Raw genomic sequence first — 21985 nt, 5'->3', positions numbered from 1 at the left:
GCCGTGCAATCCAAAGCAAACACCCGGGTATCCGCCGATACGCCGCGCGCGGACCAGGCGGCGCCGGCCGGCGCCGGCACCGCCGCGCAGGCCGACGCGCTGGACGTGCGCCACGTCTCCAAGCATTTCGGCGCGCTGGAAGTGCTGCGCGATATCTCTTTCACGGTGGGCCGCGGCGAGATCGTCGCCCTGCTGGGCCCTTCCGGCTGCGGCAAGAGCACGCTGCTCAACATGGTGGCCGGCCTGGAGCCCCATGACGCCGGCGAGATCTTCCTTGCCGGCCGGCCCCTGGCCGCCTACGACCAATGGCGCCACATGGCCTACCTGTTCCAGGAGGACAGGCTGCTGCCCTGGCGCAGCGTGCGCGACAACGTCGGCTTCGGACTGGAAGCCGCCAATGTGCCGAAAGCGGAACGCCATCGTCGCGCCGATGCCGTGCTCGACATGGTGGGCCTGACCGGTTTCGGCGATGCCTGGCCGCACCAGCTGTCCGGCGGCATGCGCAGCCGCGTGGCGCTGGCCCGCAGCCTGGTCATCGAACCCAGCGTGCTGCTGATGGACGAGCCCTTTTCCAAGCTGGATCCGCAGACGCGCACGCAGATGCACCAGGAAGTCCTGCGCATTCATGCCATGAAGAATATGACCGTGCTCTTCGTCACGCACGACGTGGAAGAAGCCGTCATCCTGGCCGACCGCATCGTCCTGATGGCGCCGCGCCCGGGCCGCATCCGCGAGATCGATCCGATCGCGCTGCCGCGCCCGCGCCACCCCACCGACCGCGACGTCGCCGAACAAACGCGCCAGCTGCGCATGAAGGTGCAGGAATGAGCGAACGCGCGAACAGCAAGGGACTGGACGCCAGCGCCGTGGATATCGGCGCATCCACCATCAGTCTGTCCGGCGGCGCCGCGCCCGGCAGGCGCTGGCGGGGACTGGGCTGGCTGCTTCTGCAGCGCGCGGCGCTGGCCGTGGTGTTCGTGGTGCTGTGGTCGCTGGCCGCGTCGCACGTGCCGGCCTTCGTGCTGCCGGGCCCGGAAAAAGTCATCCAGGCGCTGGTCAACCTGACCCGCTCGGATACCTTCGCGCACGATGTGCTGACCACGCTGATGCGCATCCTGATCGGCTTCGCCCTGGCGACGGCGGTCGGCACCCCGCTCGGCCTGGCGCTGGGTTCCAGCCGCGTGCTGGCGACCTTCTTCGATCCCCTGCTGGCCGTGATGAACACGGTGTCCTCGGCCATCTGGGCGGTCTTCGCCATCATCTGGTTCGGCATCTCCAACGCCACCACCATCTTCGTCGTCTTCATGACCGCCATGCCGCTGATCCTGACCAATGTCTGGCAGGGTTCCCAGAACGTCGACAAGCTGCACGTGGACCTGGCCCGCAGCTTCCGCATGTCGCGGGCACAGATCCTGCGGAAAATCTATCTTCCCACCATCCTGCCCTACTTCTTCTCGGGTGCGCGCCTGGCCTTCGGTTTCGGCTGGCGGGTGTCGCTGGTGGCGGAAACGCTGGGCTCGTCCGATGGCATCGGCTATCGCCTGCGCCAGGCCGCCGACCTGGTGCAGACCGACCAGGTATTCGCCTGGACGCTGCTGCTGGTGGTGCTGATGCTGCTCTTCGAGGGCGGCCTGCTCAAGCCGCTGGAGCGCCGCCTGTTCCGCTGGAAGCCGCTATGAGACAGGCGGAAACCCGCCCGGACCGCCCGACCGCCCACCCCCCACCGCGTATCGCCTACTGACTGGAGCCACATCATGCTATGGAGAAAACCCCTCTTCGCCGCGCTGCTCGCCCTTGCCGCGCTGGCGGGTCCGGCCGGCGCCCAGGCGGCCGACAAGGTGCGCATCGGCTACTGGAGCAGCGGCGTCAGCCTGGGCTTCGGCGCGGTGCTCGAAGCCACGCCCTTCCTGAAGCAGCAGAACCTGGAAGTGGAGTTCTTCCGCTTTCCCGACGTGAACGCGCCGCTGCGCGCGCTGGCCTCCAACTCCATCGACCTGGCCTATGGCGCGCCGGCCGCCGGTGTCTTCAGCAGCGCCGCGGAAGGCGTGCCCCTGAAGGTCTTCGCGGCCACCCAGCCGGCCGACGTGCAGTTCGTCGTGCCGGAAGGCTCGCCGATCAAATCGCTGGACCAGCTGCGCGGCAAGAAGGTCGGCATGTCGCCGGCCGGCAGTTCCGTGGCGGTGATCGCGGGCGCCATCCTGGCGGGCAACCATGGCATCAAGCCCAACGATTTTTCGCTGGTCGGCGGCAATGAATCGCGCCTGGCGCAGTTCCTGGTGCAGAAGCAGGTGGATGCCGCCGCGCTGCGCTCCGTCACCGTCGCGCAGCTGAACGAACTGAAGGTCACCCGGCTGGGCAGCTTCGCCGACGAATGGCGCAAGCTGACCAAGTCGGATTCCGTGCCCTATATCGGCATCGGCGCCGTGCGCAGCGAATACGTGCAGGCGCATCCCGATGTGGTGGCGCGCGTCATCGTCGCCATGCGCAACGCGCTGGCCTGGGCGCAATCGCACCAGCCCGAAGTCATCGCCATCCTGCAGAAATCCGCCAACCTGCCCGAGAACGACGCCAAGGTCTACGCCGGCCTGTGGAACGACATGTACCGCATCGCCTTCGAACCGGCGGATATCGACACGCTCAAGCGCGAACACCAGGTCTTTACCGAGACCGGTGTCATCAAGGGCGCCCTGAAGGACGATCTGTTCGTCACCGGCCCCTGGCAGCAGGCGAAATCCATCAAGTAAGCACGCAATCCAGCCATCACCGCGACATCAAGGAAACCATCCATGAGCAAAACCATGAAAGCCCTGGTCCTGGACCAGCACGGCGGCCTCGATCAACTGCGCGTCGTGACCGACAAGCCGGTCCCCGCCGTCGTACCGGGCCACGTCGTCATCCGCGTGCGGGCCTCGTCGTTCAACTACCACGACGTCTTCACCGTGCAAGGCATGCCGGGCATCAAGGTACCGCTGCCGGTCGTGATCGGCCTGGACATGGCCGGCGAGATCGCCGAGGTCGGCGAAGGCGTGGAAGGCTGGAAGCCCGGCGACCGGGTCCTGGTCAATCCCCTGAACAAGGCCAAGGGACTGATGGGCGAGATGCTCGACGGCGGCATGGCCGAGTACTGCCTGGTGTCGGCCGGCCAGTTGATCGCCATGCCCGACAACGTCAGCTTCGACGACGCCGCCGCGCTGCCGGTGGCCTACGGCACCGCGCACCGCATGCTGATCACCCACAACACCGTCAAGGCCGGCGACAAGGTGCTGGTCCTGGGCGCCAGCGGCGGCGTGGGCACGGCGTGCGTGATCCTGGCCAAGCAGCTGGGCGCCGAGGTCATCGCCTGCGCCGGCAGCGACGCCAAGCTCCAGGCACTGAAGGAGCTGGGCGCCGACCACCTGATCAACTACCGCGAGACCGATTTCTCCAAGTGGGCCATCGGCCAGTACGGCAAGCCGCAGCGCCGCAACTACGAAGGCGGCGTCGACGTGGTGATCAACTTCACCGGCGGGGACACCTGGGTGCCGTCGCTCAAGTGCCTGAAGCGCGGCGGCACGCTGCTGGTGTGCGGCGCCACGGCCGGCCACGACCCCAAGGAAGACCTGCGCTACGTCTGGAGCTTCGAACTGAACATCAAAGGCTCCAACAGCTTCTACGACGACAACCTGAAGGCGCTGCTGGACATGGTGTCCCAGGGCACGGTGGATCCGCTGATCGACCGCGCCGTGCCGCTGGAGCAGGCGGCCGAAGGCCTGGCCCTGATCCGCGACCGCGAAGTGCTGGGCAAAGTCATCGTCAACCCTTGAATCACCGATACGGATAAGCGCAATGACCGATAAAGCACTCCCCACCAAAGAAGACATCCAGGCGCGCCTGCTGCGCGGGCCCTATCACCAGTGGCTGGGCATCGAAGTCCTGTCCGTGGGCACGGGCGAAATCGAGCTCAAGGCCAAGTGGCGCGAGGAATGGGTCGTCAACGCCGACAAGGGCTACACGCACGGCGGCATCCTGGCCGCGCTGGTCGACCTGACCGCCGACTGGGCGCTGGTATCCGGCACCGGCCGCGGCGTGCCCACCATCGACCTGCGCGTGGACTATCACCGCGCCGCCATGCCGGGCGACCTGACCGCCAAGGGCAAGGTCATCAAGTTCGGTTCGCAGGTGTCCGTCGCGGAGGCGCAGGTCTTCGACAAGGACGGCAAGCTGGTGGCCAGCGGACGCGGCGTGTATTCCACGCCCCCGGCGCAGGCCTGACCCCACCACGCGATACTCCCGCGGCTGACAAGATGCACACACCCTACAACCTGGGCGACCTGATCGATCCCTCGGCCGATCCGTCGCGCATCGCCCTGATGGGCGTGGACGCCGAGCTGCACGAAACGCCGTGCACCTATGCCGAACTCGATGCGCTGGCCGAGGGCGTGGCCCAGGCGCTGCGCGAGCGCGGCTACGCCATCGGCGATCGCATCGCGCTGCTGTCGGCCAACTCGGTGCGCTACGTCGCCGCGGTGCTGGGCATCATGCGGGCCGGACTGGTGGCCGTGCCGGTGAATTTCAAGTTCCCGGCCGCCACCATCGCCTACGTGCTGCAGGACAGCGGCGCCAGGCTGGTGCTGTTCGACGAACCGCGCCGTGCCGGCCTGCCGGCGGGACTGGAAGCGATCCGCATGGACGGCCAGGAATTCCTGGACTTCCTGCGCCCCGCCGGCGGCCAGGCCGGCAGGGAGCCGGCGGCGCGCGTGGCGCCCTACCGCCCGGGCCCGGGGGATGTGGCGCTGATGCTGTATACGTCCGGATCCACCGGCCGGCCCAAGGGCGTGCGCCTGTCGCACGCCAGCCATCTGTGGACGGTGCAGGCCCGCCGCAAGGCCACGCCGCTGGACGACGAGCGCGCGCTCATCGCCGCGCCGCTTTACCACATGAATGCGCTGGCCCTGGCTTTCCTGTCGGTGGGCAGCCACGCCACCACCGTGCTGCTGCCGCAGTTCACCGCCCAGGCCTATATCCGCTGCATCGAGCGCTATCGCTGCACCTGGCTGACGGCGGTGCCGCCGATGATCGCCATGATGCTGCGCGAGCGCGACCTGCTGGCCCGCACGGACTTGTCCTCGGTCAAGGTCATACGCATGGGATCGGCGCCCGTCAGCGCCAGCCTGCTGGCGCAAATCCATGCCATGCTGCCCAACGCCCGCGTGATCAATGCCTTCGGCACCACCGAAGGCGGGCCGGTGGTGTTCGGCCCGCATCCGCAAGGGCTGCCCACGCCGACGACCTCGGTGGGCCATGCGCACCCCGAAGTCTCGCTGCGGCTCGCGCCCGGGCCGGGCGACGGACCGGACCAGGGCATCCTGGAAATGAAAAGCCCCGGCCTGATGCTGGGCTATCACCAGCGCCCCGACCTGGCCAACCCCTTCACGCCGGATGGCCACTACTCCACGGGCGACGTGTTCCGCCGCGATGCCGACGGCTTCTATTACTTCGTCGGCCGCCGCGACGACATGTTCGTCAGCGGCGGCGAGAACATCTACCCCGGCGAAGTCGAAAAGATGCTGGAGCAGCATCCCGCCGTGCAGCAGGCCGCCGTGGTCCCCGTCGAGGACGACATCAAGGGCCAGAAACCGGTGGCCTACATCATCCTGCGCGCCGGCCATACCGCCGATGCCGACGAGATCAAGCGCTATGCCCTGGAACATGCGCCGGCCTACCAGCATCCCCGCCACGTCTGGTTCGTCGACCACCTGCCGCTGGCATCGACCAACAAGATCGACCGCGGCCAGCTGCTGCGCGACGCCGCCGCGCGCGTGGGCAAGGCTTGAACGCGGCCGGCGGTTTATACGATGAACGGGCGCGCGGCCCGGCGCCATCGCGGCGCTCCGGCCGCGCCCCTGACCTTCCACCCGTTTTGCAAGGACTTTCCATGCGTCTTTCCACTGTATGCGCGCTGGGCGGCCTGGTGGCCGCGCTGGCCGCCACGCCGGCCTTCGCCCTGGATGAAGTCACCGTCGCCCTGGCCATCCCGCCGGCCGTGCACGACGGCGCGCCCTACGCCGCGGCCGACGAACTGGGGTACTTCAAGCAGGAGAACCTGTCGGTCAAGACCATCGTGTTCCAGGGTGCGGGCGCCCTGCTGCCGCAGGTGGCCAATAAGCGGGTGACCTTCGGCTATCCGACCTCCGAGCCGGTGATCTCCAGCTATTTCACCGGCAAGGACGTCCTGCCCCTGCGCTACTTCTACAACGGCGTGCCCGGCAACACCATGGAGTTCGCGGTGCTGGCGAATTCCCCCGTCAAGACGCTGGCCGACTTCAAGGGCAAGGAGATCGGCGTGGGCGCGCTCACCTGGGGCACCATCCCCGGCGGCCGCGCCGCGCTGCGCACGGCCGGCCTGACGCCGGGCAAGGACGTCGACTACGTGGCGGTGGGCGCGCTGGCCGCCGGCTTCCAGGCATTGAAGACCGGCAAGGTGGAAGCGCTGAACTTCAACAGCAGCTGGAACGACATGCTGGAGATGTCCGGCACGCCCATCCGCCGCATCGCCTATCCCGCCGTGTTCGCCGAAACGGCCGGCAACGGCTTCATCGCGCATGTCGATACCTTCCGCGACCATCCCGACCTGATGGTGCGCTTCGCCCGCGCCTACACCAAGGCCCAGGTGGCGTGCTCGGCCAACCCGGAGTTCTGCGTCAAGGCCTTCTGGCGCGCCAACCCGCAATCCAAGCCGGCGGGCGACGAGGCCCAGGCGCTGAAGGACCAGGCCACGCTGCTCAGCCGCCGCCTGCAGCGCGTGCTGTACACGCCGTCGGGCCAGCCGCGCGTGCCCGGCTACTACGACTTGAAAGCGATCCAGGCCGGCATCCAGGCCATGGCCGCCGCGGGCGAGTACCCCTCGGCCGACGTGCCGGTGGACAAGATCTTCTCCAACGAGTTCATCAAGCAGATCAACGATTTCGACGCCAACGCGGTACGCGCGCAGGCAAAGGCGGCGCAATGAGCAGTCTTCCGCAAGAACCGGGCGCGGCGCGCGCCACGCTGCGGGTGGAGCCCGCCGACGCCGCGCTGGACGTGGCACGCCGCATTGTCCTTGGCGGCTTTCCCGCCGGGCCGGTGCGCGTGCGCGCCGAGCTGCGGCACCCGGACGGCAGCATCTGGCAAAGCCAGGCCACCTACAGCGCCGGGCCCGACGGCACCATAGACCTGGACCGCCAGGCCCCGGACGCCGGCGATTGGGAAAGCGCCGATGCCATGGCCCTGGTGTGGGCCATGAAGCGCACGCAGGCGCCCACCGACCCCGAGCGCACCGACGAAACCGACACCCTGGCCATCGCCATCGACGCCGAGAGCGCCGACGGGCGGGCCAGCGCCCATGCCACGCTGGTGCAGCGCTACATCGTGGACGGCGTGACGCGCCAGGAAGTCGACGAGGACGGTCTGGTGGGCACGGTCTTCCGTCCCGCCGGCGGCGGCCCGCGTCCCGTCATCATGGTACTGAACGGCTCGGGCGGCGGCATTCCGCGCCAGCGTGCCGCGCTGTACGCGGCCCATGGCTACACCGCCTTCGCGCTGGGCTACTTCAAGGCGCCGGGCCTGCCGGCGCATATCTCGCGCACGCCGCTGGAATACTTCCAGCGCGCGCTGCATTGGACGCGCGCCAGGCTGGATCCGGCGCGCGGCTTCGTCGCGGTAACCGGCCAGTCGCGCGGCGGCGAACTCACGCTGCTGCTGGCCTCGCGCTTTCCCGAGCTGGTCAACGCGGCCATCGCCTACGTGCCCAGCGCGGTCGTCCATGGCACCTTGCGCGCCGGCGCGCCGGGCGAGGCGCCCGACTCGCCCACCTGGACCTGGCAAGGCGCACCCCTGCGCAATGTCTGGCAGGACAATCCCCAGGCGGACTGGGCGGCCTTCAACCAGACCCGCGACGACGGCCAGCCGGTGCGCCAGGCGCCGGCCTTCCATACGCCGCTGCGCGACCCGGCATCCGTGGCCGCGGCCCGCATCGCGGTGGAAGACATCCGCGGGCCCGTCATGCTGGTCTCCGGTACCGACGACGGTTTCTGGCCATCCACCCTGTTCAGCGAACAGATCGCGGCCACGCTGTCGCGGCACGGACACCGCTGGCCCGTGGAGCACGTGTGCGGCCATGGCGCGGGCCATGCCATCGGCCTGCCCAACGTGCCCACCACGCTGATCGCCAAGCCCCACCCGGTGGCGGGCGTGGTGCTGACCGGCGGCGGCACGCCCGAAGCCAATGCGCGGGCCAACCGGCAGTCCTGGGACGCCGTCCAGCGCTTCCTGGCCGCGGCGGTAGCCGCGCATGGGGGTGCCGCATGACCGGCCGGTCCAGCCAGCCGGCCCGCGGCACGCGCCATCGCCCGCCCGCACCGCGCCGCGGGGCACAGGCATGAGCGCCGCCCTGAGCTTCAAGGGCGTCGGCCTGACCTACCCCACGCGGCGCGGCCGCATCCAGGCGCTGGCCGATATCGACCTGGACATCGCGCCCGGTGAATTCGTCGCGGTGCTGGGCCCTTCCGGTTGCGGCAAGTCCACGCTGCTGAAACTGGCCGCCGGCCTGTTGCATCCGACCCAAGGCGAGGTACGCCTGGGCGGCGAGACCGTCGTGCGTCCCAGCCGCCGCGCCGGCGTGGTGTTCCAGAAACCCAACCTCCTGCCGTGGAAGACGGTGCTGGACAACGTCCTGCTGCCTGCCCGCACCATGAACCTGCCGGCCCGGCCGGCGCGCGAACGCGCACTGTCCCTGCTGGAGCTGGTGTCGCTGGGCGGCTTCGCGGGCAACTATCCCGGCGAACTCTCCGGCGGCATGCAGCAGCGCGTGGGCATTGCCCGCATGCTGCTTCCCGATCCCGACCTGCTGCTGATGGACGAGCCCTTCGCCGCCCTGGACGCCCTGACACGCGAGGCGCTGACGCTGGAGCTGCAACGCATCTGGAGCACCCAGCGCAAGTCCGTGCTGTTCATCACGCACAGCATTCCGGAAGCAGTGTTCCTGGCCGACCGGGTGCTGGTCATGTCGCCCCGCCCCGGCCGCATCATCGAGGACTACCGTCCCGACCTGCCGCGCCCGCGCACCCTGGACACGCTGGGCGACGCGGCCTTCAATGCCGCATGCCAGCACCTGCGCCGGCATTTCACCCATGCGGAGACGGCGTAATGTTGAAACGCCTGGACATCACATCCTTTCTCTATCCCCTGATCAGCCTTGCGGTGCTGATCGCCGCCTGGCATTGGGCCATCCAGGCCTTCGCCATCCCGGACTACCTGCTGCCGCCGCCCGCGGCGGTGTTCCGCGCGCTGTACGACGGCTTCGCCAGCGGCACGCTATGGCCGCACATCTGGGCCACGCTGGCGGAATCGCTGGCCGGCTACGCCATCGGCTGCGGCCTGGCGGTACTGCTGGGCGCCCTGCTGGCCGAATCGCGCACTTTCGAACGCTTCCTGTACCCGCTGCTGGTCGGCCTGCAAGCCATGCCCAAGGTCGCCCTGGGGCCCATCATCCTGGTGTGGTTCGGCTTCGGCATGTCGTCCAAGGTGGTGCTGGTCGCGCTGGTGTGTTTCTTTCCGCTGTTCGTCAACACGATCAACGGCATCAAGCGCACGGACAGCGAGCTGCTGGATGCCTGCCGGGCGTTCTCGGCCTCGCGGGCCTACCTGTTGCTGCACGTCAAACTGCCCGCCGCGGCCGGCGATATTTTTTCCGGCCTGCAGATCGGCGTGGCGATGGCGCTGATCGGCGCGGTGGTGGGCGAATTCCTGTCCGCGCAAGAGGGCCTGGGCTATCTGATCGCCTCGGCCTCGGTCAGCATGAGCCTGTCCACCATGTTCGCCGGCGTGCTGCTGCTGGCGGTGATCGGCCTGGCCGGGTCCATGCTGATGCGGCAGGTGCATCGCCGCGTGGTGTTCTGGGAATCGCGCGGCGACCGCGACGCCTAGGGCCTGTCGACGCTGGCCCCTGCCTGGGCATCCACGTGGATGCCGAAGCCGGCCCCGCCCGGCGCCAGGCCGGGCCGCAGCGTCAGTTCGGGGATCAGGTAGTCGCCGTGGTTCTGCCGCCGGAACGGGATGGGAGGCGTGGTCCACAGGGCGTCCAGCCTTTGCCCCAGTCCCAGCCGGATCCGGGCATAGCGTTCACTGTCCATGCGGCCGGTGCGGTAGATCACATAGGGCGGCAGCACGTCGAAGCCCGGGTAGTACAGGATCCCGTGGTGGATGGGAAACAGGATGTCGTCGATGGGACCGTTGATGCCGCGCGGCGCGTAGTGCGACTCCCAGCCCCCGGCCGTCACGACCAGCATGGCCCGTTTACCGGCCAGCATGCCCTCGCCATAGCGGTCGCCCCAATGCGTGTCGGAGTGCTCGCCCACGCCGTAGGCGAATCCGCAGGCATACACGCGCTCCACCCAGCCCTTCAGGATGGCCGGCATGGAGAACCACCACAGCGGAAACTGCAGGATCAGCGCATCCGCCCAGCGCAGCTTGTCCTGCTCGCGCGCGATATCCGGCGCCTGGGTGCCGTTCTCGTAGGCCAGCCTGGAATCCAGCGAGGGATCGAAGCGCGTGCCGGCCGCCCTGGCGGTGTTGTCGGCACTATCCAGGGCGGCCTTCCATTGCATGGCATAAAGATCCGACACCTCGACCTCGTGGCCGGCGCTGCGCAGATGTTCCACGGCGAATTCCTTCAGCGCGCCGTTCAAGGAACGCGGTTCGGGGTGGGCGTAAACGATAAGGACTTTCACGATACGGTGCTCCATGACGCGATGGGCACACGATAGGCCGGCCTGCGATATAGTAGAAATGAATTCCCAGAATTCCAGGTATTGCCATGGACAATTCCTTGCGGCGGCTGGACCTGAACCTGCTGCTGACGCTGGACGCCCTGCTGGCCGAGCACAACGTCACCCGCGCGGCTGAACGCCTGCATCTGTCACAACCGGCGGTGAGCGTGCAGCTCGCCCGCCTGCGCGAGGCTTTCGGCGATCCGCTGCTGCTGCCCGGGCCGCGCGGCATGCGGCCCACGGCCAGGGCCGAGGAATTACGCGAACCGCTCCACCAGGCTTTGCAGGCCCTGGGCCGGGCGGTTGCCCCATCCCGCCCCTTCGATCCCGCGCAGGCCACGCAAACCTGGCGCGTGGCGGCCTCGGACTACGGCGAGTCGACGATCCTGCTCCCCGCCATGCGCCGGCTTCGCGCGGCGGCGCCGCGTACCCGGCTGGCCGTGCTGGAACTGAATCCGCCCGCGCTCGCGCGCCAGCTGGACCAGGGCCTGCTGGACCTGGCCTTCCATATCGGCACGGAAGCCCCACCCGGGCTGCGCCGCCGCCCGCTGTTCGTCGAACGCTATGTCCTGGCGGGGCGCCATGGGCATCCCGCCCTGAAGCGCCGGCCGACGCTGGCGCGGTTCTGCAAGCTGGACCATGCCATCGTATCGCCCGACGGCGGCGGCTTTCACGGTGTGACGGATGCGGCGCTGGCGCGCGTGGGCGTGACGCGGCATGTCGCGCTGTCGGTACCGCATTTCCTGTTCCTTGAATCGGTGCTGGCCACCACCGATCTTGTCGCGATGGTGCCCGAGCGCCTGGTGCGCGGCCATGCGGCCCTGCGGGTCGTCGAACCGCCCGTCGACATACCGGGCTTCGAGATGGCGATGCTGTGGCACGAACGGGTGCATCGCGATCCCGCCCATGCCTGGCTGCGCGACCTGATCGCCAAGGCCGTGTGAGCGCGGGCCGGCGTATCGCGCCGGCCGATACCCGGGCGGCCCGGCCTTACTTCTTCGGTATGGGGTTCGCCACGTTGTCGAAGGCGCGGTCCAGGTTGTCCTGCGCGGCGGTCAGGCGATCGCGCGCCGCCTGCACCCAGGCCACGTCGGCGGACAGGCGCTGCTTGGCTTCGCTGAGCATGCGCGCCACTTCGGCCGGCTGCGGCCCGCCCTGCCCCTTGCTGGAGGCGATCATGTTCTGTGCCGTGAGCACCTGGCGGAAGCGCCCTTCGTCCAGCGGCAGCTTGGCGTTGTCCACGCCGTTGGCCTTGGCGGACGCCGCATAGATGCGCTGCGCCTCCGCATAGGGAAAGTCCGCCGGCTTCAGGTTGTTCTGCCTGCCGTAGGTGACCAGCTCCGAGGCGAAGTGATGGCCGATGCGGAACGGCACGTTGGCCTCGCGCTGCAGCACGTCGGCCAGTTCGGTGGTGGTCGAATAATCGGCGTCCACTTCGGCCAGCGCGCGTTCGCGGTTCAGCACCAGGCCGCCCAGCATGTCGTCCAGCTTCAGGTACATGTCGGTGGCGGCGTCCACCGCGTCCTGGGCCTCGCCGCGCTTGTAGTCGGGCATGCCGGGGGTGACGTTGTGCGCCACGACCAGCGCCGTCATCGCATCGCCCACCGTCTCGCTCGCGGCCAGCCGCACGTCGTTCAGGGCGTAGGGGTTGCGCTTCTGCGGCATGATGCTGCTGGTGCCGGTCAGCTTGCCTTCGGTCAGCATCAGCCAGGGCTTGGGCTGGTGGTACTGGGTGTGGATGTCCTGGACGAAAGCCCCCACGCTGAGCGCCATGGTGCTGGCCACGCTGGCGGCCTCGGCGCCGACATCGATTTGCGAAAACTGCGCCGCATCGTAGGAATTGTCCACGACGCCGTCGAAGCCCAGCAGGTCCGCCAGGCGCTTGCGGTCGATGGGGAAGCTGGACGTCCCCAGTGCCGCGGCGCCCATCGGGCTGAGGTTGACGCGGGCATAGGCTTCCCTGAGCCGCGCGGCATCGCGGTCCAGCACGCTGGAGAACGCCAGCAGGTAATGGCCGTAGGTGGTCGGCTGCGCCTGCACCCCATTGGTATAGGCGGGGACGATGGCGTCGGCGTACTTCTCGGCCAGCGCGTTGACGGACGCGTGCGCCTGGTTCAGCGCCTCGTAAAGATCGAGCATGCGGTCGCGCAGCATGACGCGCCGCGTGGTGGCCAGGATGTCCTGGCGGCTGCGCCCCGAATGCATGCGGGTGGCGTCCGGCCCGGCGATCTTGACGATCATGGGCTCCAGCTGCAGGTAGTCGCCGGGCCGCTTGCCGCCGGGCTTGTCGCCCTCCGCGATGACCTGGGCCACGGCGCGCGCCGTCTTCTGCGCGATATCGGCCGGCAATATGCCCTGTTCCGTCGTCATCACGATGGAAGCCTTGTTGAACTGGCCCAGCCAGAAGAAATTGTCGTGCAGGCCGCTGGCGCCGCCACTGGCGGCCTCGGCCTGCACGCCCGGCAGGGCCAGCGCCAGCAATCCGGCGGCGGCAAGACGGCGTGAGGCGCGGCGCGTGGGCCGGACGGGGCGAACGGGATGGGTCATGACGGTATCCTTGCTGTGCATCCATCGGGCCGCGCGGCGCGCCAGGCCCGGAAAAGCAGGATGATACCGTTGTCGCCCGGGCCGATCGAGAACAACAAGGACGCGCGCGCTATGACGCGGCGCCATCCACCGGCGGCGCCAGCGATACCACCAGCTTGCCGCGGATATGCCCCTCGCTCAGCAGCCGCTGCGCGCGTTCCATTTCGGCGAAGGCCAGCACCCGGCTGATATGGACACGTACCCTGCCCCGGTCGATCAGGTCGGCGATGCGGGCCAGTTGCTGCCCGTCCGGCCTGGCGGTGTAGCGCGCCGCGCGCGCGTTTTTCCGCCTGGCCATTTCCTGCGACGGCTCGTTCAGTGTCGAGACCAGCACGCCGCCTTCCTTCAGCACGTCCCAGGAGTGCTCCTGCGTTTCGCCGCCGATCAGGTCGAACACCACGTCGACGTCGCGCACCGCCTGGACGAAGTCCTGCGACCGGTAGTCGATCACGTGATCCGCGCCCAGGCCGCGGAGGAAGGCGGCGGCATCGGCCGATGCCGTGACGATGACCTCCGCGCCCTTGGCCTTGGCGAATTGCAGCGCCAGATGGCCCACGCCGCCCGCCGCGCCATGGATGAGCAGGCGCTGGCCCGCCTTCAGCGCGCCATGATCGAAGATGCCTTGCCACGCGGTCAGGCCCGCCAGGGGCACTGCCGAGGCCGTGGCGAAATCCAGCGATAGCGGCTTGCGCGCGATGCCCGCCAGCGGCACCGCGGCGTACTGCGCGTAGGCGCCCTGCCCCTGTCCCACGAAGGCGTACACGGCATCGCCGGGCTCGATACCGGGCAGCCGCTGCCGGGTTTCCTCCAGCACGCCGGCGCAGTCGCGGCCCAGCGTGTAAGGCAGGCGGTCCGCGCGGACCAGGGGGTATTTGCCCTCGCGCGTCTTGAAGTCCACGGGGTTCAGGCTGGCGGCCAGCACGCGTATCAGCCCTTCGTCGGGTGCCGGCTCGGGCACGTCCACCCATTCTTCCTGCAACACCTCGGGACCGCCGAAGCGGTGGATACGATAGGCTTGCATCCGGCTCATATGGCCCTCCTGGCTGAACGAGTCCGCACAACGACCCGTTATACACCCTGTGGAGCAAGGACAGGCATGCCCGCGCGGGGGCATGCGGCCTGCCGAAGCGCCGAGCGCCGGCGGACGATGCCGGCCGCGTACCGCCCGCCGGATGCAGGCGCCGGCACGCCGCCGGATGCAGGACTCAGGCGGCCCGCTGGTAATAGAGATTCTGCGGGTGCCGGGCCTCCGCGAAGAAAAACCAGCGCTCGGCCAGCAGCCCCAGATACTGGATGACGAAGGCCGCGGCCAGGATGGCGACGGGGGCCGCCAGCGAGGACCCGAACATCACCAGGATGAAGGGCACGACGAAGGCGCCCAGCACGAAGCCGGTCTTCACGGTGGCCAGCATCGCCGGGCTCTTGCCGTGGAAGAACTCGCGCATATTGAAGGAGCTGGACGTAAAGCCCTGCGACTTCTGCACCACCTTGTCGGCGCGGATGCCCGTGGCGCTTTGCAGGGTGGATTTGGGGTACAGGCGCGCGTTGCGCGCCAGCGAGGCCATGCGCGACATGCAGCCGGCGGCGATCAGGATGCAGGCGCACGGGCCCAGCACCCGGACCAGCGGCGGATCGCAGGCGGCGGCGACCAGCGTCGCCAGCGTGAAGCCGGAGGCACAGCCCAGCAGCACGAAGTTCACCAGCGTGAAGGGGCTGGCCCACTCCTGCAGGAAGCGCAGGCAGGCATAGATCATGGCGGTGCACAGGAACAGCACCGCGGCCGCGCAGGCGGCCACGACGCCGATGGCCAGCGTGTGGGGCCACCCCAGCACGTGGGCCAGCCCATACAGGAAGGTCAGCGCCAGGAAGGCCGGCACGGCCAGGCATTCGCGCGACAGCCAGGACGTGCGCCACATGGCAATGGCGCGCCAGGCGCGTTCCGGGTGTCCCAGGTGGAAGAACGAGGCCAGCAGGCCCAGCGCGCCCAGGACGACGGAGACGCCCGCTCCGGCGACGAAGAACGCTTGCGGCGGCATCGCCAGCGTGCCGGCGGACGCGCCGATCTCCATGCCCACCAGGGCGATCAGCAGCCCTTGCGCGGCGCCGCAAAGCGTGGTCAGGAAAACGACCGAGAATGGGGGTCGCATGTGTGCCTCCTCAGTGGGACGACGCGACGGCCGCCAGGTCCAGCTGGCCACGGTCCAGTTGCGCTTCGATATCCGCGGGCGCGGCGGAAGCCTGCGCCGAGCCGCAGGAACAGGCCGCCGAGCCGCAGCCCTGCGCCTCGGTCTTGCGGCGCGGCAGATAGTGATTCGCGGGCCGGGTGCCCCACTCCGGCATCAGTTGGTAGCCGCCGCGATCCCGGATCGCCTGCGAGACTTCCGATTCCGGGTCGTGGATATCGCCGAACAGCCGCGCGGAGGTCGGACAGGCCAGCACGCAGGCCGGCTTGCGGTCACGCTCGGGCAGCGCTTCGTTGTGGATCCGGTCCGAGCACAAGGTGCACTTGGTCATTTCCTTGCGCTGCGGATCGAGTTCGCGCGCACCGTACGGACAGGCCCATGCGCAGTAATTGCAGCCTATGCACTTGTCGTAATCCACCAGTACCAGGCCGTCGGCCTCGCGCTTGTAGCTGGCCCCGGTCGGGCAGACCGGCACGCAAGGAGGATCCTCGCAGTGCAGGCAGGACTTGGGGAAATGGATGGTCTCCGTCAGCGGGAATTCGCCGGCCTCGTAGGTCTGCACGCGGTTGAAGAAGTTGCCGCTGGGGTCGGCATCGTAGGCGCGCTCGTCCGCCAGGCTGCCGGCTTCGCCGGAGGTGTTCCATTCCTTGCAGCTGGTCACGCAGGCGTGGCAGCCCACGCAAACGTTCAGATCGATCACCAGTGCCATCTGCGTCATGTCGTTTTCCTTACTTGTTGGACGCCGCGCGGCGCAGGCGGCCCAGGAATTCGCCCTTGCCGGCGAAATAGGTCTGCACCAGGCGGGTCACGATATTCAGCGACCCGGGCAGCGGTTTCATGGGCGCGAACTGCGGCAGCGTGAAGTCGGCATCGGCCTCGGCCGGATAGATGCGCACGCGCAGGTCGTACCAGCCGGCCTGTCCCGTGATGGGATCCGAATTCGACACCCTGCCCGGCACGCCGTCGGTGCCGCCCGGCAGTTCGTCGGTGATCAGGTGGTTCAGCAGGAAACCGCGGCGCGACTCGTTCGCGTCCGGCCCCAGGTTCCAGGCGCCGGCGGCCTTGCCGATGGCGTTCCAGGTCCACACTGTGCCGGGTTCCACGGCCTCGCTGTAGCGGGCCATGCAGCGCACCTTGCCCCAGGGCGACTCGACGTAGATCCAGCCGCCGTCGGCGATGCCCTGCTCCCCGGCGGTACGCGGATTCACCATCAGGTAGTTTTCGCCATGGATCTGCCGCAGCCAGGCATTCTGCGAGTCCCAGGAGTGGTACATGGCCATGGGCCGCTGCGTCACGGCAGCCAGCGGGAAGGCCTGGGTGTCGGTCACGCCGCGCTCGATGGGTTCGTACCAGAACGGCACGGGATCGAAATAGCGCTCGACCCGCGCGCGCAGATGGTCAGGCGGCTGCCGCCCTGCCGTCCTGCCCTGGGCGGCCAGGCGGAATTTCTGCATGACCTCGGAATACAGCTGGATGACGATGGGCGTGCCGAACTTGCGCATGCCGGTTTCCACCGACCACTTCAGGTAGGGGCCGTTGCAGTTGCGCATGTACTGCATGTCTTCCGGCAGCACATAGTGGTAGTGGCAGTTGTTCTGGGCATACTGCTCCCACTGGCGCGGGTTGGGCTCGCCCACCAGCGCCTTGTCGCCATCCTTGCCGCGCCAGCCGATCAAGAAGCCCACGCCGGAATCCGGCGCGGTCTGGAAATTGACGATGAAGTCCTGGTAGCCGCTGAACTTGCGTCCGCCGTCCGGCCGCGTGAACGCCGGGAAACCGAGCCGGCCGGCCAGCTCGATCAGCACGTCCTGGAAGGGGCGGCATTCGCCGGTGGGCGGCACCACGGGGATGCGCACCGAATCCACCGGCCCGTCGAACTCAGAAATCGGGCGATCCAGCATGGACATGGCGTCATGCCGTTCCAGGTAGGTGGTGTCGGGCAGGATCAGGTCCGCGAAGGCCGTCATCTCGGACTGGAACGCATCGCAGACCACCAGGAAGGGAATCTTGTATTCCCCGTCCTCGCGCTTATCGGTCAGCATGCGCCGCGTTTCCACCGTGTTCATCGACGAATTCCACGCCATGTTGGCCATGAAGATCAACAGCGTGTCGATGGGGTACGGATCGCCGCGCCAGGCATTGGTGATGACGCTGTGCATCAGGCCGTGCACCGCCAGGGGATATTCCCAGGAAAACGCCTTGTCGATGCGTACCGGACCGCCCTGCTCGTCGATGAACAGGTCCTCCGGCGCGGCGGGCCAGCCCAGCGGGCCGCTGGGCAGGGGCGTATTCGGCTGCACGTCGCTGGCCTTGTTGGGCGGCTTGGCCGAGGGCGGGACGGCACGCGGATACGGCGCCTTGTGCCGGAAGCCGCCCGGGGTATCGATGGTGCCCAGCAAGGTCATCAGGATGGAGAGCGCCCGGATGCTCTGGAACCCGTTGGAATGCGCCGCCAGGCCGCGCATGGCATGGAAGGCGATGGGCGCGCCCCGCACGGACTCGTGCGTGACGCCCCAGGCATCGGTCCAGCGGATCGGCAGCGTCACCTGCTGCTCGCGCATGACCTGTATCAGCTCGCCCGCCAGGCGGCGTATGGTCTCCGCCGGAATGCCGGTGATTCCGGCCGCCCATTCCGGCGTACAGGATTGCACGCGTTCGCGCAGCCGCGTAAAGGACGGCGTGACCGGCGTGCCGTCGTCCAGCACATACTCGCCGTCCAGCGCCGGTTCCGCATCGGCCGCGTGGTTGACCACCGGGCGGTTGCCGCGCTTGTCCCACCACATGCGGTTCTGCGGGAACAGCGCGTTGACTTCGGGACTGGACGCGTCGCGCACGAAAAGCCCGTAAGTGTCGCTGTCCTCGCGCAGGTCTATCAGCTCGCCGGCATTGGTATAGCGCGAGACGAACTCGTGGTCGTAGGCGTCCCGGGCGATCAATTCGTGGATCAGCGCCAGGAACAACGCGCCGTCGGTGCCCGGCCGGATGGGTATCCATTCGTCGGCCACCGCCGCGTAGCCGGTACGGACCGGGTTGATCGCGATAAAGCGGCCGCCGGCCCGCTTGAATTTCGATATGGCGATCTTCAGCGGATTGGAATGATGGTCCTCGGCCGTGCCTATCATCAGGAACAGGCGGGCGCGCTCCAGGTCGGGGCCGCCGAACTCCCAGAAAGACCCGCCTATCGTGTAGATCATGCCGGCCGCCATATTGGCCGAACAGAATCCGCCGTGGGCGGCGTAATTGGGCGTGCCGAACTGCTTGGCGAACAGTCCCGTCAAGGCCTGCATCTGGTCGCGTCCCGTGAACAGGGCGAACTGGCGCGGATCGGTGGCGCGCAGGTGGGCCAGGCGCTTCTCCAGCACCGACAGGGCCTCGTCCCAGGAGATGGGTTCGAACTCCGCCGTGCCCCGTTCGGATCCCGGCTTGCGCCGCAGCGGCCGCGTCAGGCGCGCCGGCGAGTACTGCTTCATGATGCCGGAGGAACCCTTGGCGCAGATCACCCCCTGGTTCAGGGGATGTTCGGGGTTGCCGTCGATGTAGCGGACCTCGCCGTCGCGCAGATGGACCCGTATGCCGCAGCGACAGGCGCACATGTAGCAGGTGGTGGTCTTGACCTCCAGATTCTCGCGCTGCGTGCGATGCCCGTGTTCCATGCTGACTCCCGTGTGCGGTCCGGCGTACGCCCCTCGCCGGCTGGCGGCGGTGCGGGACCGATCATACGGAGGCGCGCATGGGGAGAAAAATTGTGATTTCGTATTTTAGTTATAAGCAAAGCCGATAAAGTAATTTAGGCCGTCCATCCACGCCCGGTCCGCCCCAAGTCCGGCGATGTCACGCATGGGATAAGTGAAAAGAAAGAAATGCGCGGCGTTCAGTCCGAAATGCGCGAGGATCGCGGCATAAAGCCCGCCGTGGCGATACGCCAGGCCATAGCCCACGCCGGCCATGCTGGCAAGCAGCACCCATGGCCAGCCCCCGGCGGCATGGGCCGCGCCGAACAATAGCGCCGCCACCGCCAGCGGCAGGCCGCCCTGCCCGGCGCGCGCGCCCAGCAGGCGCGTCAGCCCGCCTTGCACGTAGCCGCGGAACAAGGCCTCTTCCGCGAAGCAGACCAGCAGCAGGTTATTGACCGCCCACAGCAGGGCCTGGTCCGGCCATTTGGGCGCCCAGCCCGTCAGCCCCAGCCCGAAGGCCGGCACGAGGCAGCAGGCGGTGGTCGCGAGCCAGGCGGCGATGGCGGCGCGCGCCGCCCTGCCCGCCGGCTGCGCCGCCTGGACCCATGGCAGGGCCAGGATCAGCCAGAAGCCCGTCAGCGGCTTGTCCAGATTGAGGTACATGGTGAAGGGCACGGCGTCCGGCGCCAGCCTTTCGGGGCCGATGACCCGCGGGTTATGGAAGCCGGGCAGCCAATGCAGGCTCAGGCCCAGCGCCAGCGCGACGAACAGCACATGGCCGGCCACCCGGCAGGCATACGGCCGGGGCGGCGCCACCGCCCATGCGGCGGCAGCCAGGGCGGCGAACGCCGGCAGCGCCGCCGGACCCAGCAGGCCCCCGGCATAGGCCAGTCCCAGGGCCGCCAGCAGCAGGCCCGCGCCCAGCCGCCGCGTCGCCGGCGCCCAGATGGCCGGCACGGCAAGAAACAACGCGATCCACGGCGACATCGCCATACCCCTATCCCCCAGCGGAAAAACCGGGGCAATAGTAGTGCAGCGGCCTGCCGCGCGCGCGGCGGCGGGCGGGACCGCGCCACAGGCGTCGAACGATTATTTGAAAACCGCTCCGGCATCGTCCTGGCCGCCGCCGTAGACGCTGCCGCCGTAGCCGCCCTGCACGTCTATCTTCACGGACGCCGGATCGACCTGGGACTGGTCGCCCTTGTAGTGCATCACCATGGCGGGCATCAGCATCACCGCGGCCACCATCAGCAGCTGGATGACGATGAACGGCACCGAGCCCCAATAGATCTGCCCGGTGGTCACCGGCGCGATCGTGCGCCCGGTCACCTTGTCGCGGTACGGATCCTTGGGCGCGACCGAGCGCAGGTAGAACAAGGCAAAGCCGAAGGGCGGATGCATGAACGAGGTCTGCATGTTCACCGCCAGGATCACCCCGAACCAGATCAGGTCTATGCCCATCTTGTCGGCCACCGGCCCGAGCAGCGGCACGATGATGAAGGCCAGCTCGAAGAAGTCCAGGAAAAACGCCAGCACGAAGGTCAGCACGCTGACCACGATCAGAAAGCCCCACTGCCCGCCCGGCAGGCCGGTCAGCAGGTGCTCCACCCACAGGTCGCCGTTCACGCCGCGGAAGGTCAGGCCGAACACCGTGGAGCCCACCAGGATGAACACCACGAAGCACGACAGCTTGGTGGTCGTGTCCATCGCCTGCTTGAGCAGGTTCAGCGTCAGCCGCTTGCGCGCCACCGCCATGGCGATCGCCCCGACCGCGCCCATCGCCCCGCCCTCGGTGGGCGTGGCCACGCCGATGAAGATCGTGCCCAGCACCAGGAAGATCAGGAACAGCGGCGGGATCATCACGAAGGTGACCCGCTCGGCCAGCGCCGACAACAGCCCCAGGCGCAGCACCTTGTTGACGATGGCGATCACGAAGGCCGTCAGCCCCCACAGCAGCAGGCTGAGCACGATGCGCTCGTCGGCCGGCGCCGTGTCGTTCTCCATCCACTGGCCCAGCGCCCAGGCCACCGCCACGGAGATGGCCATCAGCACCAGCAGCGAGCGGCCCCCGCGCGTGCCGTTGGCCTCGCGAAAGCGCCGCGCCTCCTCGGGCAGCGCCGGCGCCGAGGCCGGCTTGATCACGCACATGATGGCCACGTACACCACGTACAGCCCCGCCAGCACGAAGCCCGGCACCATGGCCGCGCGGTACATGTCGCCGATGGACCGGCCCAGCTGGTCGGCCAGGATGATCAGCACCAGCGACGGCGGGATGATCTGCGACAAGGTCCCCGAAGCGGCGATCACCCCGCTGGCCAGCCGCCGGTCGTAGCCGTAGCGCAGCATGATGGGCAGCGAGATCAGCCCCATGGAGATCACCGAGGCCGACACCACGCCCGTGGTGGCCGCCAGCATCGCGCCCACGAACACCACCGCGAAGGCCAGGCCCCCGCGGATGGTGCCGAACAGCTGCCCGATGGTCTCCAGCAGGTCCTCGGCCATGCCGGATCGCTCCAGCACCAGCCCCATCAGCGTGAAGAACGGCACCGCCAGCAGCGTGTCGTTGGAGATGATGCCGAACACCCGCTGCGGCAGCGCCTGGAACAGCGCCGGCGTCAGCAGCCCCAGCTCGATGCCGATCAGCCCGTACAGGATGCCGTTGGCCGCCAGCGCGAAGGCCACCGGAAAGCCCAGCAGCAGGAACACCACCAGGGTGGCGAACATGATGGGCGCCAGATTGGCGATAAAGAATTCCATC

At 68.5% G+C, this 21985-nt stretch carries 19 protein-coding genes; 11 read left to right on the top strand and 8 right to left on the bottom strand.

What is annotated here, in order from left to right:
• Window positions 1–3: 3 nt before the first annotated feature.
• From BAU06_RS12455 to BAU06_RS12410, 10 genes are all read left to right on the top strand, one after another.
• Window positions 4–828: an ABC transporter ATP-binding protein gene (locus tag BAU06_RS12455; RefSeq protein WP_231934053.1), complete on the top strand. Its 825-nt coding sequence runs from the start codon at window positions 4–6 to the stop codon at window positions 826–828.
• Window positions 825–1679 carry an ABC transporter permease gene (locus BAU06_RS12450; RefSeq protein WP_082988170.1) on the top strand — a complete coding sequence of 285 codons (855 nt, stop codon included), beginning with the start codon at window positions 825–827 and terminating at the stop codon, window positions 1677–1679. Before BAU06_RS12455 ends, BAU06_RS12450 begins: the two co-directional genes overlap by 4 nt.
• Window positions 1680–1754: 75 nt before the next feature.
• Window positions 1755–2744, top strand: a complete 990-nt coding sequence (locus BAU06_RS12445; protein ID WP_066349533.1) for an ABC transporter substrate-binding protein — start codon at window positions 1755–1757, stop codon at window positions 2742–2744.
• A gap of 54 nt (window positions 2745–2798) precedes the next feature.
• Window positions 2799–3803, top strand: coding sequence for an SDR family NAD(P)-dependent oxidoreductase (locus tag BAU06_RS12440; RefSeq protein WP_197509529.1), 1005 nt, complete (start codon window positions 2799–2801; stop codon window positions 3801–3803).
• Between the two features lie 22 nt (window positions 3804–3825).
• Window positions 3826–4251, top strand: a complete 426-nt coding sequence (locus tag BAU06_RS12435; protein WP_066349527.1) for a PaaI family thioesterase — start codon at window positions 3826–3828, stop codon at window positions 4249–4251.
• 32 nt (window positions 4252–4283) lie between these two features.
• Window positions 4284–5813: a class I adenylate-forming enzyme family protein gene (locus tag BAU06_RS12430; RefSeq protein WP_066349521.1), complete on the top strand. Its 1530-nt coding sequence runs from the start codon at window positions 4284–4286 to the stop codon at window positions 5811–5813.
• Window positions 5814–5914: 101 nt separating this feature from the next.
• Window positions 5915–6988, top strand: a complete 1074-nt coding sequence (locus BAU06_RS12425; protein WP_066349513.1) for an ABC transporter substrate-binding protein — start codon at window positions 5915–5917, stop codon at window positions 6986–6988.
• Window positions 6985–8325: an acyl-CoA thioesterase/bile acid-CoA:amino acid N-acyltransferase family protein gene (locus tag BAU06_RS12420; RefSeq protein WP_066349512.1), complete on the top strand. Its 1341-nt coding sequence runs from the start codon at window positions 6985–6987 to the stop codon at window positions 8323–8325. Before BAU06_RS12425 ends, BAU06_RS12420 begins: the two co-directional genes overlap by 4 nt.
• Before the next feature lie 70 nt (window positions 8326–8395).
• A complete protein-coding gene (locus BAU06_RS12415; protein ID WP_066349510.1) occupies window positions 8396–9163 on the top strand; it encodes an ABC transporter ATP-binding protein in 768 nt (255 codons plus the stop codon).
• A complete protein-coding gene (locus BAU06_RS12410; protein ID WP_066349508.1) occupies window positions 9163–9942 on the top strand; it encodes an ABC transporter permease in 780 nt (259 codons plus the stop codon). Before BAU06_RS12415 ends, BAU06_RS12410 begins: the two co-directional genes overlap by 1 nt.
• Here the strand turns inward: BAU06_RS12410 and BAU06_RS12405 are convergent.
• Window positions 9939–10745 carry an NAD(P)H-dependent oxidoreductase gene (locus BAU06_RS12405; protein ID WP_156770216.1) on the bottom strand — a complete coding sequence of 269 codons (807 nt, stop codon included), beginning with the start codon at window positions 10743–10745 and terminating at the stop codon, window positions 9939–9941. The two genes, BAU06_RS12410 and BAU06_RS12405, sit on opposite strands and share 4 nt — an antisense overlap.
• Window positions 10746–10831: 86 nt before the next feature.
• Between BAU06_RS12405 and BAU06_RS12400 the strand changes: the two genes are divergently transcribed.
• Complete coding sequence (locus tag BAU06_RS12400; RefSeq protein ID WP_066349504.1) at window positions 10832–11728, top strand: LysR family transcriptional regulator; 897 nt, start codon at window positions 10832–10834, stop codon at window positions 11726–11728.
• Between the two features lie 46 nt (window positions 11729–11774).
• Here BAU06_RS12400 and BAU06_RS12395 read toward each other — a convergent pair whose 3' ends face one another.
• The 7 genes from BAU06_RS12395 to BAU06_RS12365 all read right to left on the bottom strand — a co-directional run bounded on the left by BAU06_RS12395 (window position 11775) and on the right by BAU06_RS12365 (window position 21984).
• Window positions 11775–13331, bottom strand: coding sequence for an argininosuccinate lyase (locus tag BAU06_RS12395; protein ID WP_066349497.1), 1557 nt, complete (start codon window positions 13329–13331; stop codon window positions 11775–11777).
• A 109-nt stretch (window positions 13332–13440) separates the two neighbouring features.
• Window positions 13441–14400 carry an NADP-dependent oxidoreductase gene (locus BAU06_RS12390; RefSeq protein ID WP_066349496.1) on the bottom strand — a complete coding sequence of 320 codons (960 nt, stop codon included), beginning with the start codon at window positions 14398–14400 and terminating at the stop codon, window positions 13441–13443.
• A 175-nt stretch (window positions 14401–14575) separates the two neighbouring features.
• On the bottom strand, window positions 14576–15517 hold the full coding sequence (locus BAU06_RS12385) for a dimethyl sulfoxide reductase anchor subunit family protein (RefSeq protein ID WP_066349493.1): 942 nt from the start codon (window positions 15515–15517) through the stop codon (window positions 14576–14578).
• A gap of 10 nt (window positions 15518–15527) precedes the next feature.
• Window positions 15528–16271 carry a 4Fe-4S dicluster domain-containing protein gene (locus BAU06_RS12380; RefSeq protein ID WP_066349491.1) on the bottom strand — a complete coding sequence of 248 codons (744 nt, stop codon included), beginning with the start codon at window positions 16269–16271 and terminating at the stop codon, window positions 15528–15530.
• Between the two features lie 10 nt (window positions 16272–16281).
• Window positions 16282–19206: a molybdopterin oxidoreductase family protein gene (locus BAU06_RS12375; RefSeq protein WP_066349486.1), complete on the bottom strand. Its 2925-nt coding sequence runs from the start codon at window positions 19204–19206 to the stop codon at window positions 16282–16284.
• A 105-nt stretch (window positions 19207–19311) separates the two neighbouring features.
• Window positions 19312–20220, bottom strand: a complete 909-nt coding sequence (locus BAU06_RS12370) for a CPBP family intramembrane glutamic endopeptidase (protein WP_066349481.1) — start codon at window positions 20218–20220, stop codon at window positions 19312–19314.
• A gap of 96 nt (window positions 20221–20316) precedes the next feature.
• Window positions 20317–21984, bottom strand: a complete 1668-nt coding sequence (locus BAU06_RS12365) for a TRAP transporter large permease (RefSeq protein WP_066349475.1) — start codon at window positions 21982–21984, stop codon at window positions 20317–20319.
• Window position 21985 lies beyond the last annotated feature (1 nt).

Source organism: Bordetella bronchialis, from assembly GCF_001676705.1.
Lineage (GTDB): Bacteria > Pseudomonadota > Gammaproteobacteria > Burkholderiales > Burkholderiaceae_B > Bordetella_C > Bordetella_C bronchialis.
The sequence above is the reverse complement of the archived record's forward strand: the minus strand, read 5'-3'. Positions and strand labels throughout refer to the sequence as shown.